Origin of the sequence: Pseudomonas sp. PDM28 (genome assembly GCF_019219115.1) — a bacterium.
Taxonomy (GTDB): Bacteria; Pseudomonadota; Gammaproteobacteria; order Pseudomonadales; family Pseudomonadaceae; genus Aquipseudomonas; species Aquipseudomonas laurylsulfatiphila.
Map to the genome: position 1 here is coordinate 320939 of NZ_JAHUWG010000010.1, position 25500 is coordinate 346438.

The window sequence follows — 25500 nt, forward strand, 5'->3', positions numbered from 1 at the left end:
TGCCTTTTTTGCAAATCAGTGCAAAAACGAGATGGCTGAGGTCATTTCTTGCGAGTTTTCAATCCTTTGCTATAGCTAAGACTCTCAATCGCCAACTAAGTGAGGCAACGGAATGTCAGTCGCAAAAAAAATGAGTGTGGGGCAACTGACAATGTTGACCGCCGTCAACATGTTGGGCTCAGGCATTGTGCTACTACCGACGAAACTAGCGGAAGTCGGTGCAATTTCGATTCTTTCCTGGCTGGTGACCGCCACCGGCTCCCTGGCTCTGGCCTACGCCTTTGCGCGATGCGGGATGCTCAGCCGCAAGACCGGCGGCATGGGCGGCTATGCCGAATACACGTTCGGTAAAGCCGGTAACTACATCACCAACTACACCTACGGCCTCTCACTGTTGATTGCCAACGTGGCGATCAGTATTACCGCGGTTGGCTATATACAGACGCTGTTCGGGATAAAACTTGATTCCCTGCAAGTCGGTCTCGCGACCATTGCCTTGTTGTGGATCACCACCTTCGCCAACTTTGGTGGCGCGAGCATTACCGGCCGGATCGGCTCGATCACCGTCTGGGGGGTGATTGCACCGGTGGTGCTGGTGTCCACGGTGGGCTGGTTCTATTTCGACAGCAGCGTCTACGCCGCTGGCTGGAACCCTCATGACAAAGGCTGGTTCGAAGCGGCAGGCGCCTCGGTGGCGATCACCCTGTGGGCCTTCCTTGGCCTGGAATCGGCTTGCGCCAACACCGACGCGGTGGAAAACCCTGAGCGCAACGTACCGATTGCGGTGCTGGGCGGCACCCTGGGTGCGGCGGTGATCTACATCGTCTCCACCAACGTCATCTTCGGTATCGTCGGCAACGAAGAACTGGTCGCGTCCACCGCGCCGTTCGGCCTGGTGTTCGCCAAGATGTTCACTCCGATGATCGGTGACATTGTGATGGCGGCCATGGTGCTTGCCTGCATCGGTTCGTTGCTGGGTTGGCAGTTCACGATCGCCCAGGTGTACAAAAGCTCGGCCGACACCGGTTACTTCCTGTCGATCTTCGCCAAGGCCAACAAGGCGGGCACTCCGATTGTCGGCATGCTGGTGCTGCTCGCCGCACAGACCGCGCTGGCCCTGCTCACCATCAGTCCCGACCTGAGCAAGCAGTTCGACACCCTGGTCAACCTCGCGGTAGTGACCAACCTGGTGCCGTACATCCTGTCCATGGCCGCGCTGATGACCATGCAAAAAGTCTCCAACGTGCCCGAAGGCAAGGCCCTGGCCACCAACGTCATTGCGCTGATCGCAGCGGCCTACAGCTACCTGGCGCTGTACAGTTCCGGCGAGCAGGCCCTGATGCTCGGTGGCGTCGCCACGATCTTCGGCTACACCCTGTTCGGCTTCGTCAACAACCGCCTGATCCGCCTCGAAGCACTCAACAACAGCGTACCGACGCAAACCGTCAGCGCGCAGCACCTCACTGCCGCGCCAGTGCCGGTGAACAATCTGAATAAAGCCACTCTGGAGACTCAAGCATGACGGACTATAAACATTCGCTGGGCATGCTGGCGCTACTGGTCAGCAGTCCGCCGGACAAACGAACGGTGTTTGGCCGTGCCCTGGATCATCTGGTCCACGATGTAGAGGGACGTGGCGTCAGTGTTCTGGCCTCGGAAAGCCTCTCGGATGCCGCATCGATCCTGCGTTCGGACCCTGCCGTTCAGTGCGTGCTCATCCGCTGGGAAATGGACACCAGCGAAGGCCACGCCGACTGCATCAAACTGCTGGTCAAACTGCGCGAGCGCAACACCCGCGTTCCGGTGTTCCTGATCAGTGACCGTACCACCGCGTCGAGCATTCCGTTGCTGGTCATGCAACACGCCGACGACTTCATCTGGCTGCCCGAAGACACCACCGGCTTCCTCAGCGGGCGCATCCTGGCCGCCATCGAACGCTATCGTCAGGCGGCCCTGCCACCGATGTTCGGCGCGCTGGTGAAATTTGCCCGCACCTATGAATACTCCTGGCACACCCCGGGCCATGCCGGCGGCACCGCGTTTCTCAAGAGCACTGCCGGGCGCGCCTTCTACGAGTTCTTCGGTGAAAACCTGCTGCGTTCCGACCTGTCGATCTCGGTCGGCGAACTGGGCTCCCTGCTCGATCACAGCGGCCCCATCGGCCAGGGCGAACGTTATGCCGCCAAGGTCTTCGGTGCGCACCGCACGTACTACGTGACCAACGGTTCGTCGATGTCCAACCGCGTCATTCTCATGGCCAGCGTCACGCGCAACCAGATCGCCCTGTGCGACCGCAATTGCCACAAGTCCGCCGAGCATGCGATGACCCTGTCCGGGGCGATTCCGACCTACCTGGTGCCGACCCGCAACCGCTACGGCATCATCGGCCCGATCCTGCCGCAGACCCTGAGCGCCGAAGGCGTGAAAGCCGCCATCGCCAACAACCCGCTGGTCAAGAAAGGCATCGATCCGACGCCGGTGCACGCGATTGTCACCAACTCGACCTACGACGGCCTGACCTACAACGTCACCCGCGTCGAAGAGTTGCTGGGCGAAAGCGTCGACCGCCTGCACTTCGACGAAGCCTGGTACGGTTATGCGCGCTTCAACCCGCTGTACAGCGGACGCCATGCCATGCACGGCAATCCGGCCGACCACGACAAGTCCAAGCCGACCGTGTTCGCCACCCAGTCGACCCACAAGTTGCTCGCGGCCCTGTCCCAGGCCTCGATGATCCACGTGCGCGACGGCCGTAACCCGATTGAACATGCGCGCTTCAACGAGTCGTACATGATGCACGCCTCGACCTCGCCGAACTACGCGATCATGGCGTCCTGCGACGTCAGCTCGGCCATGATGGAAGCACCGAGCGGGCAGATCCTCACCAGCGAATCGATCGAAGAAGCCATCAGCTTCCGCCAGGTTCTCTCGCGCATGCACAACGAGATGCTGAGCAAGGACGACTGGTTCTTCACCTGCTGGCAGCCGCCGACCGTACAGGTAGGCGCCGCGACCGTGCCGTTCCATGAGGTCGATCCGGTTACGCTGAAAACCGACCCGAACTGCTGGGTCCTGCACCCGAACGCGGTATGGCACGGTTTCGGCGACATCGAAGACGGCTATTGCATGCTCGACCCGATCAAGGTGTCGGTACTTGCCCCGGGCATGGGCGACGACGGCAACCTGCTCGCCTCCGGTATCCCGGCCTGCGTGATCACGGCGTACCTGGGCCGCCAGGGTATCGTGGTCGAGAAAACCACCGACTTCACCATCCTGTTCCTGTTCTCCATCGGTATCACCAAAGGCAAGTGGGGCACGCTGCTCAACGCCCTGCTCGACTTCAAGCGCGACTACGACGACAACGCCGAGCTGGAGCTGTGCCTGCCCGACCTGTACAACGCCAACCAGCGACGCTATGCCGGCATGGGCCTCAAGGATCTGGCCGACGAAATCTTCGCCGCCATGAAGAAACACAAGACCACCGCCAACATGTCCCAGGCCTTCGGCACCTTGCCAAAAGCCGAATTCAGCCCGGTGGAGGCCTACGAGAAACTGGTGCGCAACGACATCGAACTGGTCACCCTCGAGCAAGCCGCCGGACGCCTTGCCGCCACCGGTATCGTGCCGTACCCGCCAGGTATCCCGCTGCTCATGCCAGGCGAGAACGCAGGCCCCGCGGACGGTCCGCTGCTGGCGTATCTCAAGGCACTGGAAGCCTTCGACAAATCCTTCCCCGGCTTCACCCATGACACCCACGGGATCGAAGTCGAAGACGGTGTTTATCGGATGCTGGTCTTGAAGTGAGGTAAGCGAGACTCACCGTAAAACCTGTGGGAGCGAGCCTGCTCGCGAAGACGGCCTGACAGTCACCCAAGATGGCGACTGACACTCCGCTTTCGCGAGCAGGCTCGCTCCCACATTGCTTTGCATACTCCCCCAAAATCCCTATGGGCAAACTCAATCACCGCGCTCTATGATTGATCCCCATGACCACCACCGCTCCAATTCGCTCACCCTGCCCGCCCGGCGCCTGCGACTGCGGGCGTGACCCGCTGCTGGAAACACCGGGGGCGGACCTGCGCATTCTGTTTCTGACCCGCAACGAAGAAAAACGCCTGATCGAACGCCTGGAAAATCTGCAGAGCCTGAGCGATCTGGAGCACCTGCAACGGCGTATGCTCGAACAGTTGGGCATCCGCGTGGACATCGCCCCCGGCTTCAATGAGGTGCGCACCATGCGCGGCATCGGCATCCAGATCGGCGAACTGCCAGGGCTATGCCGCAAGACCCGCGCCAACATCCCGGCCGCCATTCGCCGAGCCATGGAAAAGCGCCCGGAGATTGCCTACGAGCTGCTCAATGCCAACGACCTGTTGCGTGACGCCTGATGAAGCCCATTCTCGAATTCCCCCTCACCGACGAGATCCTCACCTCATTCGCCCTGGCCATCGGCGCCGACCTGCAGGGCTACCGCAACCACATTTACCGGGTGCTGAATTTCCATGCGGCCCTCAGCGGTACCGAAGGCTTGCCCCCGGATGCCGTACAGATCGCAGCGGCGTTTCATGACCTGGGTATCTGGACCGATGACACCCTTGACTACCTGCCGCCGTCCATTGCGCTGGCCACTGAATATCTCGACAGCCGACAACGCTCGCAACTCAAAGATGAAGTCAGTGCGTTGATACTCGAGCACCACAAGCTGCGTCGGTATCGCGGCGCTTGTGCCGACAGCGTCGAACCCTTCCGCCGGGCCGATCTGGTGGATGTGTCCCTGGGCCTGGTACGCTTCGGCCTGCCTCGAAGCTTCATCAAGACCGTGCAATCGACCTTTCCCGATCACGGTTTTCACTCGATGCTGATGAAGCTTTCAGCCCGCCAATTGCTCCACTCGCCGCTACGGCCGCTGCCCATGTTTCGCTGGTGAAACAGGCGTCTGACACCCAGGCGCTTTTGCGGACGGTCACTTCTGGGCAAACGCCCTGGAACACTCACTTTCTGACTATCCACTACTGGATATTTTGTAATTCAAACCTACGCTCTTCGCGGGGACTAACGAATTTCAACGGCGGTTGGTGGCTCGTCTCGATGTACTCACGCAAGTACGCAGGAGCTCTACATGAACCGGACAACCTTATCCTCGATGTTTGCGGTACCGCTGTTGCTGTCTGCAATGGCGATTCCCGGCCTGACCCTGGCCGCCGACAAAGCCCCCAACATCCTGGTGATTATGGGCGACGATATTGGCTGGTCGAATATCGGCGTCTACAACCAGGGCATGATGGCTGGCAGAACACCCAACCTCGACCAGCTTGCCGCTGAAGGCATGCGCTTCACCGACTATTACGCCGAGGCCAGTTGCACGGCCGGGCGCGCCAATTTCATCACCGGCGAACTGCCGATTCGCACCGGCATGACCACCGTCGGCCAGGCCGGTTCGCCCGTGGGTATCCCCGCCGAAGCCGTCACCATCGCGACCGCGCTCAAGGCCATGGGGTATGCCACCGGCCAGTTCGGCAAGAACCACTTGGGCGACCTGAACGAGTTTCTGCCCACCGTACACGGTTTCGACGAATTCTTCGGTTACCTCTACCACCTCGACGCCATGGAAGACCCGGCGCACCCCAACTATCCGCAAGAACTGCTCGCCACCGTTGGCCCGCGCAACATGGTCCACAGCTGGGCCACCACCACCGATGACACGACCGTCATGCCGCGCTGGGGCAAGGTCGGCAAGCAGAAAATCGAAGATGCCGGCACGCTCTATCCGGAGCGGATGAAAACCGTCGACGACGAGATTCGCGACAAGGCCTTCTCGTTCATCGACAAGGCCAAGCAGGACAACAAACCGTTCTTCGTCTGGCTCAACCCGACCCGCATGCACATCGTCACGCACCTGTCCGACAAATACGAAGCCATGCGCAACTCGCAAAATGGCTGGTCGGAACAGGAAGCCGGCATGGCGCAGCTCGATGACGTCGTTGGCGATGTCCTGGCGAAGCTGAAAAAAGACGGCATGGACGACAACACCATCGTCATTTTCACTACCGACAATGGTGCGGAAAACTTCACCTGGCCGGACGGCGGCACCACCCCGTTCGCCATGGGCAAAGGCACGGTCATGGAAGGCGGCTTTCGGGTGCCGGCGATCATTCGCTGGCCGGGCAAGGTGCCGGCCAACCAGGTCGCCAACGGCATCATGTCCGGCCTGGACTGGTTCCCGACCCTGGTCGCAGCGGCGGGCAACCCGAACATCACGGCAGAGCTGCTCAAGGGCAAACAATTGGGTGATACAACCTACAAAGTTCACCTGGACGGCTATGATCAAACACCAATGATCACCGGAAAAGGTCCGTCGAACCGGCATGAAATCTTCTACTTTGGAGAGAGTGCCCTGGGTGCAGTGCGCATAGACGACTACAAATATCGCTTCATTGACCAGCCGGGTGGATGGATGGGGGCTAAAGTTGCTGTGGACGTGCCGATCCTGACCAATCTTCGACTCGACCCGTTCGAGCGCATGGGTTGGCCGGAGAATCAGGCCGCGCAGGGTTCGCAACAATACTTCGACTGGTTCAAGTACCAGTTCTGGCGCTTCGTATTCGTGCAGCAACAAGTCGCCAAACTGGCCGAAACCGCGATCGAGTTCCCGCCGATGCAAAAAGGCGCGAGCTTCAACCTTGACTCGGTGAAAGCCAAGATCGCAGCAGCACGGGCCGAGATGGCCAAGTAAACAGCCGAATCCACGGGTGGCCGGCACCGTCCACCCGTGTTCGAAATGGACATTTGCTGAGGTAGATACATGCCGACCAGAACACTTGCCCGATCTGCATCCGCGCTACTCGCCCTGTGCTGCCAACAGGCCTGGGCCGGCGGCATCATGCTTTACGAAATCGGCACCGATAACGCCGGCCTGGCCAACGCCGGTGCCGCTGCCCGCGCCCAAGGCCCCTCGACCATCGCCAGCAACCCGGCGGGCATGAGTTACCTGCCCGGCACGCAAATCACCGCCGGCTTGCAGGTGCTGTACGGCGACTTGAGCTTCGACCGCGACGCCGGCACCAACACCCCGGGCAGTGGCAGTGGCAACGCCCTCGACCCGATTCCCGGCGGCAGCTTCTTCATCAGCCATGAACTGGACGAACACTGGAGCGTCGGTTTCGGCCAGTACGGCGACTTCGGGTTGGCGGTCAACTACGACAACGACTGGTCCGGACGCTACTTCTCGCAAAACGCCAGCCTGCTCGGCCTGTCGTTGGTGCCGAGCGTGGCTTATCGCTTCAACGAGCAGTGGTCGGTGGGTCTGGGCGTAAAGGCCATGTACGGCATGCTGCAAGCCCAGACCGCGATTGACCGCTCGCCGTTCGGCTTTACCGACCGCACCGACGGCCAATTCAAGTACAAGGACCAGGATTGGGGTTTCGGGGCGAATGTCGGCGTGATCTACGCCCCGCAAGCCGGCACGCGGATTGGCCTGACCTACACCAGCCAGGTCGATCTGGACTTCGAGGACCGGCTGGATGTGAATGGCGATGGTCGACTACTCGAGCGCGTCAACAACACCAAGACCGAACTCGATGTGAAGGTGCCGCAAACCGTCACCCTGAGCCTGTTCCAGCAACTGGACCGGCAATGGGCCTTGCTGGCCTCGGTCAACTGGCAGGACTGGTCGGAATTCGGTGACATCGGCGTGCAGGTCGACACCACCGCGGTCGGTGCGCAATCGACAACGGTCGACGCCGGCTTCAAGGACACCTGGCACCTGTCCCTGGGGGCGCAATACCAGGCCACCGAGCAGTGGCTGTGGAACGTCGGCGTGGCGTACGACAGCAGTGCCGTGTCGGACGGTAACCGCAGCGTGATCGTGCCGATGAACGAATCCTGGCGCATTGCCACAGGAGCCACCTATGCTCTGAACAAGGACACCGATATCAACGTCAGTTGGGCCATGGTTTGGCTCGGCGACATGCCGGTTGACCAGACCAAGTCCGTATCCGGCAATCAGATTTCCGGTGAGTTCGACAATGCCTGGATTCAAGCCCTGAGCGGGAACATGACCTGGCGATTTTGATGTCTTGTAAACGAAACAACGACGATTTTATCCAAGGAGTAGACACCACTATGAATCTGTCCCGAAAACTGCTGGTCGGCGCTGCGCTGGCAAGCCTGTTGCTAGGCGGTTGCACCTCGAAAGTGACTGAGAAGGAACAGTACTCAGGCTTCCTGTCCAACTACAACAACCTGCAGGAAGTCGAAACGCCGAGCGGCGGCACCGCGATGCGCTGGGTCAGCCCTTCGTGGAACCCGAACGCCTATGACACCGTGGTGTTCAACAAGCTGGAGCTGTACCCGGCGCCCAAACCCGATGAGCGGGTCAACCAGCAGACGCTGACCGACATTCAGAACTACATGACCAACAAGGCCAAGGCCACGCTGGGTCAGCGGTACCGTGTGGTGTCGAACTCCTCAGCGGCTCCGGCGGGTTCCCGGCCCCTGATCATGCGCGCGGCGATTACCGGGGTGAACGCCGAGAACGAAGGCATGAAGTGGTATGAAGTGGTCCCCATCGCGGCCGTCGTCGGGGCCACCCAGGCAGCCACCGGTCACCGTGACCAGGACACCACCTTGTTCATCGAAGCCGAGTTCATCGACGCGAAGAGCAATCAGACCGTGGCCAAAGTGGTGCGCAAGGTGTTTGGCACTACCCTGGAAAATGAAAGCCAGAAGATTACCGCCAAGGACTTCAAGGCGGCGATCGACAAACTGGGTACCGACTTCCAGGCGTTCCTCAAGTAACACCCCACCCTTGTGGCGAGCGAGCTTGCTCCCTCGCCACATTGGTTCCTTCCTGATCCTTGCGGTCACTTCTTAATCCCCACCCGCCGGCGCATTTCGGCAGTGATCGCCTGCCGGGTCTTGCGCATGTCCGCCCAGGGTTCATCACCGACTTCAGCCAGGCGTTCAAGCGCATTGTGCAGGTTCCACTGATTGCCGCCCTTGAGTTCGGCAACCTCTTGGCGAAAGATCGGCATCGACACCGGCAGGCCCTCACGGGTACGGACGGCGTAGGCGCAGATGGTGGTCGCGCCCAGGCCGTTACGCAGGTAATCGATGAAGATCCGCCCCACCCGGTTCTTCGGTCCCGACACCGCCGAAAAACGCTCGGGCAACAGCCTGGCCATGTGGCTGACAATGGCATGGCTGAAGTCCTTGACCTCATCCCAGCCGAGCTTGCGGGTCAGCGGTACCACCACATGGATGCCCTTGCCGCCGCTGGTTTTCAGAAACGCCTTGAGCCCCAGCTCATCCAGCACCGACAGCGTCAACTCGGTGGCCTCGATCATGCGTTTCCATGGCAGCGCCGGGTCCGGGTCAAGGTCGAGGACAAAACGGTCCGGCTTGTCGAAGTTGACCGACGTGGCGTTCCAGGTATGCAACTCCACGGTACTCATCTGCACCGCGCCAATCAGCGCCTCGGCATTGTTGATCAGCATCATCGGCTGACCGGTGAGCTGCTTGTCCAGCGTGGCGATGCCGGGGATCGCCAGGTGCTCGGCATTCTTCTGGAAAAACAGCTCGCCCGCGATACCGTCCGGTGCACGCACCAGCGCCACCGGGCGGTCCTTGAGTTCGGGCAGGATCCACTCGGCGACACTCGCGTAGTACTGCGCCAGTTGCAGCTTGGTGGTGCCGCTGCCGGGGTCGATCACCCGGTCCGGGTGAGTGATGCGCACCTGCCCCGCTTCCAGGCCGGCTTGCGAGGGTGCGGGGTCGGGCTTCTTTTGTGTGGCAGCGGTTTTTTTCGCAGTGGAGGTTTTCACGGTGTTCGCGCGCTCCTCGGTGATGTCTTGTGCCGGTTTGTCATTGCGCAGGCCATGGAAAACAGCATGGCGCACTGAGCCGTCCCGGGTCATTTCAGCGAAAGCCACTTCTGCCAGCAGCTTGGGTTTGAGCCAATGCACATCCCTGGCCTCGGCACCGCCGGGTGGATTGACCACCGACGGTTTTTTCACCTGCAACGGCTTGAGCTGCTCATGAAGGCTGCGCAGCGTCGCCTCGTTGAACCCGGTGCCGACTTTGCCGACATAGCGCAACTCGCCAGTGTCGCGGTCATGCAGCCCCAGCAGCAGCGCGCCGAAGGCATGGCGCGAGCCCTTCGGCTCGGTGAATCCGACGATGACGAACTCCTGCCGATGCTGGCATTTGAGCTTGACCCAGTCACTGCTGCGCCGGGAGACATAGGGCGATCCAAGACGCTTGCCGATCAAGCCTTCCATGCGCATCTGGCAGGCGCTGTCGAGCAAGGCATGCGGCTCCTCGCCAAACGACTCGGAGAAGCGCAGCAAGGGCTGGTCATTGGCCTTGAGCACAGTCGCCAGCGCGGCCCGACGTTCTTCGACCGGCACTTCGCGCAAGTCCACGCCATTGAGGTACGGCAGGTCGAACAGGTAGTAGAGAATGCCGTCGCTGCGCTGCGCCTCGAAGGCGTTTTGCAACGCCTGAAAGTCCGGCACACCCTGGTCGTCGGCCACCACCATTTCACCATCGAGCCACGCCGATTCCAGGCCCAGCGCGGCCAGGGCCTGGGCCTGTCCTGGCAGTTTGTGGGTCCAGTCGTGGCCATTGCGGGTGATCAGCCTGACGTCACCATGGTCGATGCGGGCCATGATCCGGTAGCCATCGAACTTGATTTCGTAGCTCCACGCGCCGTCCGGGACCCTGTCCACCAGCGTCGCCAATTGCGGCTTGAGCAGGTCCGGCAACCTGGCTTTGCGGGCGCCGGTCAGTGGCGATTGCTTTTCCTTGCGTGTGCCGGCTGGTGCTTTCCTGACGGGTCTGGCGGCCGACTTCGAGGGTTTGTCGACGATGCTCCGGTCACTGAGCACACTGTCCGGTTCGGCGCTGAGCACGTCGTAGTCGCGTTGCGACCTGGCGGCGCCGTCCTGATGCTTGATCAGGAACCATTGCTCCTGCTTGCCCGGCATGTGCGTACGCACCAGGTTCCACAGGCCGCCCAGCTTCTCCCCTTGTAACTCGAACTTGAGTCGCCCCTTGGCATAGGCCTTGGCGGGATCATCCTGGGGAATCCAGATACCCCGGTCCCAGACGATGACGTCGCCGGCACCGTAATGCCCCTCGGGAATGCTGCCTTCGAACGTGGCGTACGCCAGCGGGTGGTCTTCTACATGCACCGCCAGGCGCTTGACCGACGGGTCCAGCGACGGACCTTTGGGCACGGCCCAACTCTTGAGCGCGCCGTCGAGCTCCAGGCGAAAGTCATAATGCAAGTGGGAGGCGTCGTGCTTTTGAATGCAGAACTGCAAGGCATGATCCCTGGCAGTTTTCTTGCGCGGGTGCTTGTCGGCAGCAGGCTCGGAAGTCGCCGAAAAATCACGCATGCGGTTGTAGTCATCGAGGTTGCGGGGCATGGCTCACCTGCTTCGCGCCAGGACGTCGGATGCAAACGTCTCTTAACCAAGCAGAGCCGGCGAGCGGCGCAATAATTCAATCGGCGTTGAAAAGGCCCGGACGGACGGGCTTGCGGCGCGGGGTTGCGACCGCGCTCCCCTGTAGGAGCGAGCCTGCTCGCGATGGCGGTGTGTCTGGCACCCAGGATGCGGGCTGTGCCGGCCCCAGCAAGGTAGTAAGCCAACCTTAATTAAATAACCTGTAGTGAAACTCGCTGCCAAAGAAAATAATTATTGAATACAAGAACAAGCCTGCACACAGACTGACATTCATTATTTTCTCATACACCTTTCCGTTAGAACAATTATTGACCGCAATGATAGATAAAGTACCCACCGAGAGCAGAACCAGCGACAGCGCTGGCGATGTAACCCCCAAACCGTCGAATTCCAACAACCTGGATCGCACTCGACTTCCATAAGGCAGCACGAGGTATTTAAAATAAATTGCATAACCGGCCAATGTTAAAAAAAAGACAGAAATAACGCTAAGCACAACCGTTAAGCGGAATTTTTGCACCCTCGACACAATAGCTCCCACTCGCTCATGCCTTGATTTTCTGCATCTATAGCAGAGACCGCCTTTAATTCCTCTTGAGTTTTCTTCATTTATGGCACCGCAACACCTGCATTTTCTTGCTACTGGCTTAACTTTTCCACGAGCCATCAGTCAGCGCCCTTCGTTATATATAACTTGCCGCTAGCACTTCCTTGCTGCTATAGAGGGTAAAAGCCAGGCCAGCACAAAGGTAATAAGAACGCCTTTTATTACGCACTAGAATCAAAGGACCAAAAGCCAAAAAATATACGCTACAAAAAGCAACGCTCCAGCAGAAATCCAGAGTGCCAACAACTTTCTCTTTAGACTTACTGGCAAATTCAACAACTCATCCTTTTCAATTAGACCACGCCTCTCGCAAAGTTTAGGACATAAAAACATCAATGCCACCGAACCATTTCTGACCGGCTTACCGAGCAATCCCAACCCGGATAACGCCTTACGATTACTTGCTACAAACTTACTCTTATCGAGGTAACTCTCTATCAACTCGGTAAACAGATAAGAAAACACATACATCCAGCACGAAGTCACCATTGCGAAAAAAATTATGAGAATTCCGATACTTGCCAATGCAATATCACTCATTGTTGCAATGACTCATAAACCACTTCACCTACCCATTCTCCAGCACTCTCGCCAACTTTGCCTCCCGCCCACGCACCTAGCCCACCGCCAACCACAGCACACCCCAGCATTCCAGCTCCCCCTGTAACGAATCCGATAGCCACAGCACATCCGAACGTAGACACAATACTACCAACATTGCCTCCCAAGGCTCCTAGTGCAAGACCTCCAGACAACTTACCACCCTCAACATATTTAGCTTTTCTGCATTCCGTTTCGCGCCCAGTCGTACATGCCGTGTAGATAGACGTTCCAGCTCCAGCCACACTGAGACCAACACCAAGATAAGCGCCTTTTTTCATGAGACTCGAAGCTTTCGCCACCCCATTAATAGTGTCGGCATAACCTGTTATCACCCCTGAATGTAAATAGCTTTTCGTGGAGATCCCTAGCATATTTTTTATAGAGCCTTGATTACGCAGACCCGATCCATATCTGGCAAAGTGTTTAAGTTGACCATCAAGCCTTTCAAATAGCACCTTGCGTTTTGCGTAAAAATCACTTCGAGCCTGAGTTGTACCGCTTCTGAGGTAATCGCGATGAGCTGTTTCAATTTCTTCAAGGGTTTGTTTGATGCCATCAAGGTGCTTACTCCAGGCACCACTAACGCTACCCACCCCTATCGATGAGTACCCAAGTGCTTCTGTTATGAGCGTATGATTTTCGATTAAAAATCCATCACCTTGCACTCCATTGGCCATTAATGCCAAATGAACTTCAAATGCCTTCTTCATGTAGAACGCTTCTTCAGCCGTACACGAAGGTGTTGAATTATCACCTACGATTATCAGCTCGCCTGGCAGCACTACAGCATTGACAACATGCACATTTAACACATCGAACTTCGACATTGAGTTTTTGCCAAGCTGCAATGTCGACTTCAAATATGAATAAGGCTGCATTCTTGGATTTATAAAGGTCGCTGGCATTAGTGGCGACCTCAGGAGTATTTTTTATTGTTGATGCGATCCCAACCGCCCGCTACGTTACCTCCGCCGGCACCATCCGTTCGTTTTTGCTGGGTGTAGATTGTTTTAATGCGACCGTAATTCAAGCTGAGACTTTCAGTAGGCACGCCATCATTTGCATGTTGTGAGTAGCTTGAAATGATGACTTCTTCCAACGTGATCTCAAAATACTTCTGCTTCTCGCCTCCGGCGCGATGCAATGTCAATACAACTTCCTTCAAATGGTCACCTGCACAGCTGATCTCTATGAGCTTACAACTGGCCTTGTCCAGGTTCTTGGTGAACGTGAAGTCGCTAACGGTCGTGCGCCCCGATGAGGCGCCACCTGCCGAGCTGGCTGTAGCAGAAGTGCCTTGGTGAGTGCCGAAGCTGTATCCGGTAATTTCTATCCAGTCCTTGTGTTGCTCATCAAGCGCTTCGCCTGGAATACCTTCGATTTTGATAAAAGCATCAAACGCCATGAGACCGCTCCTTGGCAGGGTGGATTGTCTGGTTTTTAAAGGACCAGGAAATCTACGCCGCTCGGAATCAGCGATGACTCATTCAGCCATTGCCAAAAAACAGAATCAGATGTTTCCGACTCTGTTTCGGCAGGCGGATGTAGGACGTTTCCCGCAGCAGGCATTGCGTCCGCACGGATTGCTCTTTTTGGTGGGTTTCACTCGCGGCGTTTACGGTGGTGGGGTATTCAGCGGGACATGTGGATGCCTTGCGTTTTTCGCGGGCAAGCCCGCTCCCACACAGGGATTTTCAGTGCTTGCAGAATCTGCGTTGTGGGAGCGAGGTTGCTCGCGAAGCTTTAGGCAGTCCCCTTGGCCTGCTGCTCCAGACGCAATTGCAACTGCGGGTCGATCTGCAATGCCGCGGCAAGATCATCCAGATAGTTGCGCTCGGCGTCCTGCTGGTCGTCCACCAGCATCACGCTGGCCAGGTACATCTCCGAGGCCATGCCGGGGTCGGTGGCCGACTGCGCCACTTCATTGGGGTCCAGCGGCTTGGCGACCTCGTCGTCCAGCCATTGCTGCAATTGCGGATCGTCGGTGTGACGGCCGATTTCAGTGCTGATCATCTGCTTTTCGGACTCATCGATCCGGCCATCGGCCTTGGCCGCGGCAATCAATGCCCGCAGGATCGCATGGCTGTGTTCCTCGGCTTCCGGGCCGGTCAGCAAGTCGACGGTGCGCGGCGCTTCCTGCGGGGCCGACGCCTGGCTGCGTTGCCAGGCCTGGTATGCCTGGAACGCCATCATGCCGAGGGACGCCAGCGCCGCATAATTGGTGCCGCCACCGGAACGGCTTTGCGGTGCACCACCCATCGGCGAACCGCCGCCCAGCAAACCACCGAGCAAACCGCCCAACCCTGAGCCACCACCACCCGCACCCGCACCGGCGCCACCACCCAACAACCCGCCGAGCAATCCGCCCAGGTCGCCGAGCCCACCCTGTGCCGACGCGCCACCGCCGCCCCGTTGCGCCATCGAACTCTGGCCGGCGCGCAATAACTGTTCGAGCAGATCGCTGGTGTTCATGACGCTTGTCCTCTTTGGAAGGGTTCTGTCCAGACAGGCAACGATAGACCTCGCAGACGAATGTGCCAGCGCCGTTGGGCTGACGCGCCCGCGTCACTGCGGATTGTCCGGGGTATTTTTTTTCAGCGCGGCTAAGATTCATAGGTGGTGAACCTTATCCGCGGATACCCGGTCGATACCTGCAACCCGACCCGGTTTGCCAGCGCCCCTCATGCGGGGCGTCAACTGGCTTGCTTCATTCACTGGAGAACGCCCCTGTGATTTCAACCCTGTACATCGCCAGACTCAAAGCATGGGGCGCCCATGGTTTTACGGCCACCGGCGTGGTCACCGCTTTCCTCGCCACACTGTCCCTGCTGGATAACCAGCCGACCCATTGCCTGCTGTGGCTGGGTGTCGCCCTGATCGTCGACGGACTGGACGGCGCACTGGCGCGCAAGGTCAACGTGCAGTCGGTGTTGCCGAGCTTCGATGGCTCGATCCTCGACCTGGTGATCGATTACCTGACGTATGTGTTTATCCCGGCGCTGTTCATCTATCGCTACATCCCGTTGCCGGACTACACCCTGCTGCTGAGCGTGTCGCTGATTCTGGTGTCGTCGCTGTTCTGTTTCTGCAACGTCAACATGAAGAGCAAGGACAACTACTTCCAGGGCTTCCCCGCCGCCTGGAACGTGGTTGCCCTGTGCCTGTACATCATCGCCCCGTCGCCGTGGATCACCTTCATGACCATCATTGGCCTGGCCCTGCTGACCGTGACCCGGATGAAATTCCTGCACCCGTTCCGCGTGCGCCGGTTCATGCCGATCAACATTGCGGTGACGGCCATCTGGTTGCTGTGCAGCTTGTCGCTGGTGCTCAACCATCCGCTGATCAACCCGATGGTGATGGGGCTGTGGCTGCTGATGTCGGCGTATTTCCTCGGTATCTGCTTCTGGCGCACGGCGCTGGAGTGGTTCGACGAATCGCGGCTCAAGTAGCCATGCCGGTCCATATCGTTCAACTGGGTTCGCCGCGTCGCCCCGACGAAGGCTTGCGCCTGGGCACGGTGCGCCGCCCTCCCCGTGGCGTATCGAAAGCCGAATTCGCCAGCCGGGATTTTTATGATGTCTGGCAGCCCTTGCTGGCACCCAGCGCGGAACTGGTGGCCGAGGCCAAGGCTGCGCAGGATGCCAAGGCCTGGGAGGTGTTCCGGCGCAAGTTCAAGGCCGAGATGAACCAGCCCGCCGCCAGCCAGATGCTGGACCTGCTGGCTGCGCTGTCTCACGGGACGTCCCTGGCCGTGGGGTGTTATTGCGAGGATGAAGCGCATTGTCATCGGTCGGTGTTGCGCGAGTTGCTGCAGGCGCGGGGGGCGAAAGTGGTTTAGCGTGTCTGAACACAGCCCCCTGTAGGAGCGAGCTTGCTCGCGATGGTCGATAACGATTACGCGTGATTTCTGGATGCACGCGGTGTTTTCGAGTCCATCGCGAGCAAGCTCGCTCCTACAGGGGTTATGCATGGCCCTTCACCGCCGCGTGATCACCACCTCCAGGTATTCACTCGGCACCACCAGCGATTTGTCGCCCGCCCGGTTCATTCGGTTGATCAGCTCGGTCAGGTCCGCTTCCAGGGCCTTGGCGCCATCCGCGGGCAGTGCGGCGAAGGCTTTGTGCACCGGTCCGTACCACTGGCGGAAGGTGTCGATGAAATGCGCTGCAGAGCGATAGCGGAAATTGAAGGTGCGGCGCGTCACCTGGAGCAGGAAGTCCCGCTCGTCGAAATGCTCGTGCAGCCAGGCTTCGGTGCCCCAGCGCGAGGGTGGATTCGCTCCCGGCGGCGGTGGCAGGTGCTGGCCCAGGGTCTTGAACATCTGGCCGACGAAACCTTCCGGTGTCCAGTTGGCCAGGCCGATCCGCCCGCCCGGGCGGCAAACTCGCGCCAGCTCCGCGGCGGCCTTGGGCTGGTCCGGCGTGAACATCACACCGAACGTGGAAAGCACGGCGTCGAAGCTGCCGTCGGCGAAGGGCAAGGCTTCGGCATCGGCGACCTGGAAGGCGACATTCAGGCGTTCTGCCCGGGTCCGTTCTGCGCCGCGCTCGAGCAAGGCGGCAACATAGTCGGTGGACGTCACCTGGCAGCCACGGCGAGCGGCAGCGAGGGTCGCGTTGCCATTGCCGGCGGCGACGTCGAGCACGCGCTCATCGCACAACAGGTCGCAGGCTTCGGCCAGTTGCTCGCCGACGATTTGCAGGGTGGTGCCGATCACGGCGTAGTCGCCGCTGGCCCAGGAGGCCATCTGGCGGTTTTTCAAGGCAGTCAGATCAATGGGTGTACTCATGGAGGCAGTCTCTGGGTTGAAACACGAATCGGGCCTGATCGCGGTTACTCCGCTGTCGTCGGGTCGATGATGTTCATGACCCGGGAAATGCGGTTGGCGGGAAAACCACTGATCCTCGCGTGTTCCTGGATCTGCTCCTCGTTCGGCGAGATGTACACGCAGTAGAGCTTGTCACCGGTGACATAGCTCTGCAGCCACTGCACCTCTGGCAATTCACGCAAAGCCTGGCAGGACTTTAGCGAAGCGGCTTTCAAATCCCTTTCCGACAGAGCTCCGGCGCCCTGGATCTCACGTTCAATGACGAACTTAGGCATGGCAACCTCTCTTTATTGTTCTGGATGGCAGGGCGCATTCACCCTGTGATCCAACTATCGTCCTGACGGGCGCTGGCGTCCTGCCCGATCGTCGCCCAAGCCTGCCCGATCGTCCGGAGATTCCACACGGCGCACCGACGCGTTCACAATCAGGAATCCTGTCACGGGGAAATCCCTATGGACGCTCTGTCACAGACCCTGCGGGTGGTGCACCTGGTCGGCGCGATCTTCATCAACGCCCGGTTCACCGCGCCCTGGTGCTACCAGTCGCCCAGCGCCGACACGGCCGCGCCGTTCCTGGAGCCCGATGCGGAACGGGTGGTGATTTTTCACCTGATCACCGAGGGCGAGTGCTACGTCGAGCTGGGCGATGACCCGCCGCTGCTGCTGAGCGCCGGCGACGTGGTGATCTTCCCTCAGGGCGACGCCCATCGCATGTGCTCCCGACCGGGGTTGCCCCCGGCCACGGGTGCGCGACTGGATGCGGTACTGGCGCGCCGGCCCCGCCAGCTGAGCTATGGCGGTGGTGGCGCGGTCACCCGCCTGGTGTGCGGCTACCTGGCGTGCGACACGCGCCTGGCGGGCATGTTGCTCAAGGGTTTGCCGCCCGTGGTACGGGTCAACGTGCGCGGTTCGAGTGCCGGTATCTGGCTGGAGTCCTCCGTGCGCTACGCCCTCGCCGAAGCCCGCTCGCCCCGCCCCGGCGGCGAAGGGGTCTTGGCCAAACTCGCCGAAGTGTTGTTCATCGAAGTGCTGCGCCTGTACATGAACGAACAGGGCGAAGGCCGCACCGGCTGGCTGGCCGGAGTACGCGACCGCATCGTCGGCGCCGCCCTCAACGCCTTGCACAAAAAGCCCTGCCACGCCTGGACGCTGGACGAACTGGCGCGCACCGCCAGCACTTCAAGATCGGTGTTGGCCGAGCGCTTCCAGCAACTGGTAGGGGTATCGCCGATGCAGTACCTGACGCAATGGCGGATGTTGCTCGCCGCCAACCTGTTGCGCAGCAGCAACAACTCATTGACGCGCATCGCCGAGGAAGTGGGTTACCAGACCGATACCGCCTTCAGCCGCGCCTTTCGGCGCGAGTTCGGTGCACCGCCGGCGGCGTGGCGGCGTGGTCAAAAAAACATGGCCCACGAGGCTATGCCCGTGAGCCATTGATCAAGCCGGTTACGCCGCTGGCGCGCTGGCCTTGGCCTCCTCCAGCAACTGCTGGATCACTTTCTCCTGCGTGTCGTAGCTGCCTTCACCGAAGTGGGTGTAACGCACCTGCCCCTTGGCATCGATGATGTAGTGCGCCGGCCAGTACTGGTTGTCGAAGTTGCGCCAGATCGCGTAGTTGTTGTCGATCGCCACCGGGTAGGTGATGCCGTATTCCTTCACCTTGTCCCGGACGTTGTCGATGATGCGTTCAAAGCCGTATTCAGGCGTGTGCACGCCGATCACCACCAGCCCGTCCTTTTCGTATTTCTTCGCCCAGTCCTTCACGTAAGGCAGGGTGTGCTTGCAGTTGATGCAGTCGAAGGTCCAGAAGTCCACCAGCACCACCTTGCCTTTGAGGGCTTCGTTGGTCAGTGCCGGTGAGTTGATCCAGTCCACCGCGCCGGACAGCGACGGCATCGCGCCCTGGGCGTTGCCCATGGTGCTGTCGGCCTGGACCTTACTGACCAGGTAATCGACGACTTTCGGCACGGTCTCCAGCACGCCTTTCTCGATACGGCTGACACCTTGAGATGAGGTGTTGGCCAGCAACAGGTCATTGGCCCCCGTTGCGATCACCACCGCACCGGCCAGCACCGCAACCCCGGCGCCCCGGCGCAGCCAGCCAGTGACCGGTATCGACGGTTTCAGGCGATTGACCAGGCCGCGACCGGCAAAGATCAGGACGCCCAGGGACAGCGCACTGCCCGCGCCATAGGCCACCAACAACAGACTGGTACCGGCGTTCGCGCCCTGCAGCATGGCGCTGGTCAGAATCACCCCGAGGATCGGCCCGGCGCAGGGTGCCCAGAGCAGCCCAGTGGCGACACCGATCATGATCGACGCCAGCGGCCCGGACATCTTGCGCGAGTCCGGGTCGATGCGATTGCCCAGCAGCACGAAGGGGCGTGCCAGCCAGTCACCGACCCGGGCGGAAATCAGCGACAGGGCGAACAGCACCATGACGAACAGGGCGACGTGGCGGCCGGTGTTGCTGGCCTGTATCACCCACTCGGTGCTGACCACGGCCAGGCTCGAGACCAGGGCGAAGGTCAGGACCATGCCGCCGAGGGTCAGCAGGATCGAGGCGCGTGTGCGATCGGCCCCGGCGAACAGGAAGGGCACGACCGGCAGGATGCACGGGCTGAGGACGGTCAGTATGCCGCCCAGGAAAGCGATGAGTAACATGGGATCACCTAATACAATTCAGAGGGCGACACACGATCATTGTGGGAGCGGGCTTGCTCCGGGCGGCGTTCCGACGAAGAGGCCGGTACATTCAATAGAGATGTCACCTGCAAGGCCGCCTTCGCTGGCAAGCCAGCTCCCACAGTGGATCGGGGTGTTTTCAAGCTGTCTGTTCATCCAGCAACTGCCCCTGAGGCGTGCGGCTGGCACCGTTCTCGGCGAGCATCTGGCCTTGCGGCGTACGGCTGGAACCGTCTTGCGCAAGGAAGCCCTGGGTGCCCTTCTCTGCCACGGGCGTCAGCTGGAAGCAGGTGTTGCTGCCGCAGGCGCTTTGCTCGACAGAGGCGTTGGCATGGGCTGCCGCACCGGCGACGGAGAAGGCGATGGCGGTGAGAAAGCGGGATACGTTGTTCATGATGTCCTTCCTGATTCAATGGGATTAAGCGGTCGTTGAGCGCAGCACTCAGTTTTCCGAGTTGCAGTGGTCGGCGAATTTGCTGTAATCCAGCACCTGGGTTCTCGACTGGGAGTCGAGGTAGGTCAGCCGTGCATTGACCACGCCGCAGGAAGGCGTAGCGTCCTCGGTCAGCGAAACCACTTTCCTGATGTCAAGATGGGTGCCGTAGGTGTAGGTTTTTGGCGCAACATCGGCTTCGGCGCGGGCCGACAGGGTGCAGATGTTCAGGGCGGCAAACAGGCAAGCGGCGTAGACGGCTTTGGTGTTCATGGCGAGTTCCTCAAGGTTTCAACAGGTCGTTGGGCCGAGGCGCTCTGGTTTGCCTCGATGGAACCTATTAAAAGCCTGCGAGGTATCTCGTCTGTGTCGGGAATCGGCGTGAATCAATCGGTACGTATCAGAACCGCGTGCAGATACAGAGCAATACAAAACCCCCGGAAATCGGCTTTTTTGCCTTCGTGTGTATCCGCAGGCGGGCCGGATACACTGCAATACAAAGGGCGGCAGGCGACCCCGCCCGGGCTCGATAGACTGTGTGGCATTCCCCATTCATCAGAGGTTTGGCCCAATGGATCACGTTGATCACATCCTCATCGTTGACGATGACCGCGAAATCCGCGAGCTGGTAGGCAACTACCTGAAGAAGAACGGCCTGCGCACCACCGTCGTGGCGGATGGACGGCAGATGCGCGCGTTTCTGGAAACCACCCCGGTGGACCTGATTGTGCTGGACATCATGATGCCGGGGGACGATGGCCTGCTGCTCTGCCGCGAACTGCGCGCCGGCAAACACAAGACCACGCCGGTGCTGATGCTCACTGCGCGCAACGATGAGACCGACCGCATCCTGGGCCTGGAAATGGGCGCCGACGACTACCTGGTCAAACCCTTCGCTGCCCGTGAACTGCTGGCGCGGATCAACGCGGTGCTGCGGCGCACCCGCATGCTGCCGCCAAACCTGGTGGTGACCGAAGCCAGTCGCCTGCTGGCCTTTGGGCGCTGGCGCCTGGACACCTCGGCCCGTCACCTGCTCGATGAAGACGGCACCATGGTCGCCCTGAGCGGCGCCGAATATCGATTGCTGCGGGTGTTTCTCGACCATCCGCAACGGGTGCTCAACCGCGATCAATTGCTCAACCTGACCCAGGGTCGCGACGCCGACCTGTTCGACCGTTCCATCGATCTTTTGGTCAGTCGCCTGCGCCAGCGCCTGCTCGACGACGCCCGCGAACCGGCCTACATCAAGACCGTGCGCAGCGAAGGCTATGTGTTTTCCCTGCCGGTGGAAATCCTGGGCGATCAATCATGACGGGGGCGTTGCATTGGCCGCGGACCCTGGCCTCGCGGCTGTCGCTGATTTTCCTGATCGGCCTGATCCTCGCCCAGGCATTGTCCTTCGGCGCGCAGTACTACGAACGCTACGAATCTTCGAAAAACACCATGCTCGGCAACCTGGAAACCGATGTGTCCACCTCCATTGCCATCCTCGACCGCTTGCCCGCCGATGAACGAGCCGCCTGGCTCAAACAACTGGAACGGCGCAACTACAGTTACCTGCTCAACGAGGGTTCGCCGGGCACGCCCATCCGCACCGACATGCCCGATGCACCCATTGCCATCGCCTCGATCAAGGACGCCATCGGCCACGATTACCCGATGACCTTTACTGAGATCCCCGGGCCGAAAAAACACTTCCAAGTGCACCTGAACCTATCGGATGGCAGCCCGCTGACCATCGACCTCCGCCCGGCGATGGTGCCGCTGTCGCCCTGGCTACCCATCGTGTTGCTCGGGCAACTGGCGCTGATGCTCGCCTGTTCCTGGCTGGCGGTCAGAATCGCCATCCGCCCCCTCACCCGTCTCGCCGACGCCGTCGAAACCCTGGACCCCAACGCCCACCCCGTGCTTCTGGACGAAAAAGGCCCGACCGAAGTCGCCCACGCCGCCAAGGCCTTCAACGCGATGCAGGCACGCATCGCGGCGTACCTGAAGGAACGCATGCAATTGCTCGCGGCGATCTCCCACGACCTGCAAACCCCGATCACCCGCATGAAACTGCGCGCCGAGTTCATGGACGACTCCAGCGAAAAAGACAAACTGTGGAACGACCTGGGCGAGATGGAACACCTGGTGCGCGAAGGCGTCGCCTACGCCCGCAGCATCCACGGCGCCACCGAAGAAAGCCGCCGCACCGACCTCGACTCGTTCCTCGACAGCCTGGTGTTCGACTACCAGGACATGGGCAAGGACGTTCAACTCACAGGCAAGAGCACCACCGTCATCGACACCCGCCCCCACGCCCTGCGCCGGGTGCTGGTCAACCTGACGGACAACGCATTGAAATTTGCCGGAGCTGCCGAGATGCACGTGGAAAAACAGGCCGACGGCAAGCTGTCGATCAAGATCCTCGACCGTGGCCCGGGGATCGCCGAGGAAGAACTCAAGCAAGTGATGGAGCCGTTCTACCGCGTGGAAAACTCCCGCAACCGCAGCACCGGCGGCACCGGGTTGGGGTTGGCGATTGCCCAGCAACTGGCGATCGCCATTGGAGGGTCGTTGACCTTGAGCAATCGTGAAGGTGGGGGGTTGTGTGCGGAGCTGAGATTGCCGGGGTAGGAAGGATTGGTTGGGAAGTAAGGATGTTGGGCCAGCTGTAGAAAATGGTCGGCTGGAAGGCCGCCATCGCTGGCAAGCCAGCTCCCACAGTGATTCGGCGTATGTCTGTGAGAGATTGGTCGGCTGGAAGGCCGCCTTCGCTGGCAAGCCAGCTCCTACCTTTGATTTTTGACAATGTCGAAAGAGCGGAAGATCAAGAGCAAAAGATCGCAGCCTTCGGCAGCTCCTACAGTGGGCTGCCGTTACCGAAGAAACGGATATGTACTCAATCAACAACCCCCAAAACCCCCTCCCCATGCATCTGCCGCAACAACCCCACCCCACCTTCCAGAAACTCCAAAGACCCCACCGCCCCAGCCTCCACCGCCAACCCCTGCAACAGCTCACGCCCGGTCAACTCGGGAAACTCGCCAACAAGCAGCAACAACCGCCACGCCAACGGACTCAACTCGGAAAACCTGACACTCCAGTCTTCGGCCCGACGCACCAGCAACAGCGTCGGCTGAGCCGGCAAAACGTCCGGCTGATAATCCGGTCCCAACAATTGCACCGGCCAGGCATACGCCAGCGGCCAGGCCAGCGGCGACACCTGCAACGGCCGATCCAGCAACAACGAAGCATCACCGGCAGCCACAGGCTCGGCGTCGGACTGTTGCAGCGCCATTTCCACCCACTCGTAATGCGCCAGCTCCACCATGAACGGCGGCCACGGCCCGTCGACCAACGCCAGAGGTTCACTGGCAAGAAACTCGACAAACTCCTGAGCGATCTCACCGAATTTCGGCGTGCGGGCGCGGTAGTCCCGCAGAAAAATCCGCACCAGCGAACGCCAGTGTTCTTCGCCCAGTATTTTCACCAGGACCGGAAAGGTTCCACTGAGCAATGAAGACAGGTTGGCGAACACCAGATCGCGGTAAACCTGTGCTCGCGCCGGGTCCATTTCGGTGGGTGGCGCGTTGTGCTCAGGGTCGCGCAGGTACAGGCCCATGGTGGTTTGTTGCTGCACAAGGCTCGACTTATCCACGGTTCACGCCCTCCTGTTGCAAGCGGCGAATGGTCTGCAATTCCGCCACCAGTTCGGCGAATGCCGGAAAATTGAAATCGCGCTCCAGCAAGGTCGGGTGAGCACCGAACCGGGCGTAGGCCTGGGCCAGCAACGACCACACCGCCGGCTTCACCGAAGCGCCATGGGTATCGATTTTCAAGGTGTCGGACTCATCGAAATGCCCGGCAATATGCATGGCCACCACCCGTCCCGCATCGATACCGGCGAGAAACGCCTGGGGGTCGAAACCGTGGTTGATCGAGTTGACGTAGACGTTGTTGACGTCCAGCAACAGGTCGCAATCAGCCTCGCGCAGCACCGCATTGGTGAACGTCACCTCGTCCATGTCCTGCTGGGGCGCGGCGTAGTAAGAAACGTTTTCCACCGCCAGGCGCCGACCGAGGATGTCCTGGGCCTGGCGGATACGCGCGGCGACGTGGTGCACCGCTTCTTCGGTGAACGGCAGCGGCAACAAGTCGTACAGGTGACCGTCATCGCTGCAATAGCTCAAATGCTCGCTGTACAGCGGCACGTGGTAGTGATCGAGAAAACCCCGGACTTCCTGCAAAAAACCGACGTCCAGCGGCGACGGCCCGCCCAGGGACAGGGACAGCCCGTGACAGGACAACGGATAACGTTCGGCCAGTGCCCGCAGCGCCGCACCATGGGCGCCGCCGATGCCGATCCAGTTTTCCGGCGCGACTTCCAGAAAGTCGAAACTGCCGACAGGAGCCGCTTGCAGGTCTTTGAGTAAACCGCGACGCAGGCCAAGCCCGGCGCTGGCCTTGGCTACGGGGGGAATGGATGTCTGCATGGTATCGATCTCGCCTGTGTCCAAGGGCGCGGGCAGGTGCCCGCCTTGAGGCACAGTTAATCGAAGGGGTGTATCGGGACTGTGTTCGGCTGGGGGCGGAATAAGAGGTCACTGTGTCAAGAAGGGGTCTGGATACAGTGGGATACACACGATCCTTGCGGGCACTACCGATACCTGTGGGAGCGGGCTTGCCCGCGAAGAGGCCGGCACATTCAAAAGAGATGCTGGCTGACCCACCGCTTTCGCGGGCAAGCCCGCTCCCACAGGGTTTTGCGTCAAGCCAAGACCTGACGCCCGGGACTTTCGTCGCGAGAAAAAGCAACACACAGCCACCGAACTAAACTTACTGCACACAGGACCCGCTTGGTGCCCTGCACATCCCCACGACCACCG

General features: G+C 60.1%; 24 protein-coding genes. 12 read left to right on the plus strand and 12 right to left on the minus strand.

What is annotated here, in order from left to right; translation table 11 throughout:
- The first annotated feature begins 112 nt into the window (after window positions 1-112).
- The 7 genes from potE (at window position 113) to KW841_RS23545 (ending at window position 8796) form a co-directional block, all read left to right on the plus strand.
- Window positions 113-1522, plus strand: coding sequence for a putrescine-ornithine antiporter (gene potE / locus KW841_RS23515; protein WP_218479982.1), 1410 nt, complete (start codon window positions 113-115; stop codon window positions 1520-1522).
- Window positions 1519-3804 (plus strand): Orn/Lys/Arg decarboxylase N-terminal domain-containing protein, encoded by a 2286-nt coding sequence (locus KW841_RS23520; protein WP_007978079.1) that lies wholly within the window; start codon window positions 1519-1521, stop codon window positions 3802-3804. The genes potE and KW841_RS23520 overlap by 4 nt, the downstream gene beginning before the upstream one ends.
- A gap of 182 nt (window positions 3805-3986) precedes the next feature.
- Complete coding sequence (locus KW841_RS23525) at window positions 3987-4388, plus strand: hypothetical protein (protein ID WP_015094584.1); 402 nt, start codon at window positions 3987-3989, stop codon at window positions 4386-4388.
- Entirely contained in the window at window positions 4388-4927 is a 540-nt protein-coding gene (locus tag KW841_RS23530) for an HD domain-containing protein (RefSeq protein ID WP_218479983.1), read from the plus strand. The genes KW841_RS23525 and KW841_RS23530 overlap by 1 nt, the downstream gene beginning before the upstream one ends.
- Window positions 4928-5119: 192 nt before the next feature.
- On the plus strand, window positions 5120-6733 hold the full coding sequence (locus tag KW841_RS23535; RefSeq protein WP_218479984.1) for an arylsulfatase: 1614 nt from the start codon (window positions 5120-5122) through the stop codon (window positions 6731-6733).
- Window positions 6734-6802: 69 nt separating this feature from the next.
- Complete coding sequence (locus KW841_RS23540) at window positions 6803-8071, plus strand: OmpP1/FadL family transporter (protein WP_218479985.1); 1269 nt, start codon at window positions 6803-6805, stop codon at window positions 8069-8071.
- A 50-nt stretch (window positions 8072-8121) separates the two neighbouring features.
- Window positions 8122-8796: a DUF3313 domain-containing protein gene (locus KW841_RS23545; protein ID WP_007978067.1), complete on the plus strand. Its 675-nt coding sequence runs from the start codon at window positions 8122-8124 to the stop codon at window positions 8794-8796.
- A 65-nt stretch (window positions 8797-8861) separates the two neighbouring features.
- On the opposite strand, the gene ligD is transcribed toward KW841_RS23545, so the two are convergent.
- The 5 genes from ligD to KW841_RS23570 all read right to left on the minus strand — a co-directional run bounded on the left by ligD (window position 8862) and on the right by KW841_RS23570 (window position 15150).
- Entirely contained in the window at window positions 8862-11429 is a 2568-nt protein-coding gene (ligD, locus tag KW841_RS23550) for a DNA ligase D (RefSeq protein ID WP_218479986.1), read from the minus strand.
- An 820-nt stretch (window positions 11430-12249) separates the two neighbouring features.
- Window positions 12250-12615: a hypothetical protein gene (locus tag KW841_RS23555; protein WP_218479987.1), complete on the minus strand. Its 366-nt coding sequence runs from the start codon at window positions 12613-12615 to the stop codon at window positions 12250-12252.
- Entirely contained in the window at window positions 12612-13583 is a 972-nt protein-coding gene (locus KW841_RS23560) for a hypothetical protein (RefSeq protein WP_218479988.1), read from the minus strand. Before KW841_RS23560 ends, KW841_RS23555 begins: the two co-directional genes overlap by 4 nt.
- Window positions 13584-13594: 11 nt before the next feature.
- Window positions 13595-14083, minus strand: coding sequence for a type VI secretion system tube protein Hcp (locus KW841_RS23565; protein ID WP_218479989.1), 489 nt, complete (start codon window positions 14081-14083; stop codon window positions 13595-13597).
- A 338-nt stretch (window positions 14084-14421) separates the two neighbouring features.
- A complete protein-coding gene (locus tag KW841_RS23570) occupies window positions 14422-15150 on the minus strand; it encodes a tellurite resistance TerB family protein (RefSeq protein WP_218479990.1) in 729 nt (242 codons plus the stop codon).
- Between the two features lie 257 nt (window positions 15151-15407).
- Here KW841_RS23570 and pcsA point away from each other — a divergent pair, with 257 nt between their 5' ends.
- Window positions 15408-16130 (plus strand): phosphatidylcholine synthase, encoded by a 723-nt coding sequence (gene pcsA / locus KW841_RS23575; RefSeq protein ID WP_116582565.1) that lies wholly within the window; start codon window positions 15408-15410, stop codon window positions 16128-16130.
- Between the two features lie 2 nt (window positions 16131-16132).
- Window positions 16133-16519: a DUF488 domain-containing protein gene (locus KW841_RS23580; protein ID WP_218479991.1), complete on the plus strand. Its 387-nt coding sequence runs from the start codon at window positions 16133-16135 to the stop codon at window positions 16517-16519.
- Window positions 16520-16657: 138 nt separating this feature from the next.
- Here the strand turns inward: KW841_RS23580 and KW841_RS23585 are convergent, their stop codons facing one another.
- Both KW841_RS23585 and KW841_RS23590 read right to left on the minus strand, forming a co-directional pair.
- Entirely contained in the window at window positions 16658-17470 is an 813-nt protein-coding gene (locus tag KW841_RS23585) for a class I SAM-dependent methyltransferase (RefSeq protein ID WP_007978344.1), read from the minus strand.
- A gap of 44 nt (window positions 17471-17514) precedes the next feature.
- Complete coding sequence (locus tag KW841_RS23590) at window positions 17515-17784, minus strand: DUF4242 domain-containing protein (RefSeq protein ID WP_218479992.1); 270 nt, start codon at window positions 17782-17784, stop codon at window positions 17515-17517.
- Window positions 17785-17961: 177 nt separating this feature from the next.
- On the opposite strand from KW841_RS23590, the gene KW841_RS23595 reads away from it, so the two are divergent.
- Complete coding sequence (locus KW841_RS23595) at window positions 17962-18948, plus strand: AraC family transcriptional regulator (protein WP_218479993.1); 987 nt, start codon at window positions 17962-17964, stop codon at window positions 18946-18948.
- Between the two features lie 9 nt (window positions 18949-18957).
- On the opposite strand, the gene KW841_RS23600 is transcribed toward KW841_RS23595, so the two are convergent.
- From KW841_RS23600 to KW841_RS23610, 3 genes are all read right to left on the minus strand, one after another.
- On the minus strand, window positions 18958-20175 hold the full coding sequence (locus KW841_RS23600) for a cytochrome c biogenesis protein DipZ (RefSeq protein WP_218479994.1): 1218 nt from the start codon (window positions 20173-20175) through the stop codon (window positions 18958-18960).
- Between the two features lie 160 nt (window positions 20176-20335).
- Entirely contained in the window at window positions 20336-20590 is a 255-nt protein-coding gene (locus tag KW841_RS23605; RefSeq protein WP_095968207.1) for a hypothetical protein, read from the minus strand.
- 48 nt (window positions 20591-20638) lie between these two features.
- Window positions 20639-20902 carry a DUF2790 domain-containing protein gene (locus KW841_RS23610; protein ID WP_218479995.1) on the minus strand — a complete coding sequence of 88 codons (264 nt, stop codon included), beginning with the start codon at window positions 20900-20902 and terminating at the stop codon, window positions 20639-20641.
- 298 nt (window positions 20903-21200) lie between these two features.
- Here KW841_RS23610 and KW841_RS23615 point away from each other — a divergent pair, with 298 nt between their 5' ends.
- A complete protein-coding gene (locus KW841_RS23615; RefSeq protein WP_007978356.1) occupies window positions 21201-21941 on the plus strand; it encodes a response regulator in 741 nt (246 codons plus the stop codon).
- Window positions 21938-23248 carry an ATP-binding protein gene (locus KW841_RS23620; RefSeq protein WP_218479996.1) on the plus strand — a complete coding sequence of 437 codons (1311 nt, stop codon included), beginning with the start codon at window positions 21938-21940 and terminating at the stop codon, window positions 23246-23248. The genes KW841_RS23615 and KW841_RS23620 overlap by 4 nt, the downstream gene beginning before the upstream one ends.
- A 265-nt stretch (window positions 23249-23513) precedes the next feature.
- Here KW841_RS23620 and KW841_RS23625 read toward each other — a convergent pair whose 3' ends face one another.
- Complete coding sequence (locus KW841_RS23625) at window positions 23514-24272, minus strand: putative DNA-binding domain-containing protein (protein WP_218479997.1); 759 nt, start codon at window positions 24270-24272, stop codon at window positions 23514-23516.
- Window positions 24265-25107 (minus strand): DUF692 domain-containing protein, encoded by an 843-nt coding sequence (locus tag KW841_RS23630; protein ID WP_218479998.1) that lies wholly within the window; start codon window positions 25105-25107, stop codon window positions 24265-24267. The genes KW841_RS23625 and KW841_RS23630 overlap by 8 nt, the downstream gene beginning before the upstream one ends.
- Between the last annotated feature and the right edge of the window lie 393 nt (window positions 25108-25500).

Excerpts from the sequence above, each read along its gene's own strand:
- KW841_RS23560 (WP_218479988.1), bottom strand. The coding sequence starts at position 13,583 with ATGCCAGCGACCTTTATAAATCCAAGAATGCAGCCTTATTCATATTTG.
- KW841_RS23525 (WP_015094584.1), top strand. The coding sequence starts at position 3,987 with ATGACCACCACCGCTCCAATTCGCTCACCCTGCCCGCCCGGCGCCTGC.
- KW841_RS23590 (WP_218479992.1), bottom strand. The coding sequence starts at position 17,784 with ATGCCTAAGTTCGTCATTGAACGTGAGATCCAGGGCGCCGGAGCTCTG.
- KW841_RS23605 (WP_095968207.1), bottom strand. The coding sequence starts at position 20,590 with ATGAACAACGTATCCCGCTTTCTCACCGCCATCGCCTTCTCCGTCGCC.
- KW841_RS23555 (WP_218479987.1), bottom strand. The coding sequence starts at position 12,615 with ATGAGTGATATTGCATTGGCAAGTATCGGAATTCTCATAATTTTTTTC.
- potE (WP_218479982.1), top strand. The coding sequence starts at position 113 with ATGTCAGTCGCAAAAAAAATGAGTGTGGGGCAACTGACAATGTTGACC.
- KW841_RS23595 (WP_218479993.1), top strand. The coding sequence starts at position 17,962 with ATGGACGCTCTGTCACAGACCCTGCGGGTGGTGCACCTGGTCGGCGCG.
- KW841_RS23615 (WP_007978356.1), top strand. The coding sequence starts at position 21,201 with ATGGATCACGTTGATCACATCCTCATCGTTGACGATGACCGCGAAATC.
- KW841_RS23530 (WP_218479983.1), top strand. The coding sequence starts at position 4,388 with ATGAAGCCCATTCTCGAATTCCCCCTCACCGACGAGATCCTCACCTCA.
- KW841_RS23520 (WP_007978079.1), top strand. The coding sequence starts at position 1,519 with ATGACGGACTATAAACATTCGCTGGGCATGCTGGCGCTACTGGTCAGC.
- ligD (WP_218479986.1), bottom strand. The coding sequence starts at position 11,429 with ATGCCCCGCAACCTCGATGACTACAACCGCATGCGTGATTTTTCGGCG.
- KW841_RS23570 (WP_218479990.1), bottom strand. The coding sequence starts at position 15,150 with ATGAACACCAGCGATCTGCTCGAACAGTTATTGCGCGCCGGCCAGAGT.
- KW841_RS23545 (WP_007978067.1), top strand. The coding sequence starts at position 8,122 with ATGAATCTGTCCCGAAAACTGCTGGTCGGCGCTGCGCTGGCAAGCCTG.
- KW841_RS23580 (WP_218479991.1), top strand. The coding sequence starts at position 16,133 with ATGCCGGTCCATATCGTTCAACTGGGTTCGCCGCGTCGCCCCGACGAA.
- KW841_RS23565 (WP_218479989.1), bottom strand. The coding sequence starts at position 14,083 with ATGGCGTTTGATGCTTTTATCAAAATCGAAGGTATTCCAGGCGAAGCG.
- KW841_RS23540 (WP_218479985.1), top strand. The coding sequence starts at position 6,803 with ATGCCGACCAGAACACTTGCCCGATCTGCATCCGCGCTACTCGCCCTG.
- KW841_RS23585 (WP_007978344.1), bottom strand. The coding sequence starts at position 17,470 with ATGAGTACACCCATTGATCTGACTGCCTTGAAAAACCGCCAGATGGCC.
- KW841_RS23600 (WP_218479994.1), bottom strand. The coding sequence starts at position 20,175 with ATGTTACTCATCGCTTTCCTGGGCGGCATACTGACCGTCCTCAGCCCG.
- KW841_RS23630 (WP_218479998.1), bottom strand. The coding sequence starts at position 25,107 with ATGCAGACATCCATTCCCCCCGTAGCCAAGGCCAGCGCCGGGCTTGGC.
- KW841_RS23535 (WP_218479984.1), top strand. The coding sequence starts at position 5,120 with ATGAACCGGACAACCTTATCCTCGATGTTTGCGGTACCGCTGTTGCTG.
- KW841_RS23620 (WP_218479996.1), top strand. The coding sequence starts at position 21,938 with ATGACGGGGGCGTTGCATTGGCCGCGGACCCTGGCCTCGCGGCTGTCG.
- KW841_RS23610 (WP_218479995.1), bottom strand. The coding sequence starts at position 20,902 with ATGAACACCAAAGCCGTCTACGCCGCTTGCCTGTTTGCCGCCCTGAAC.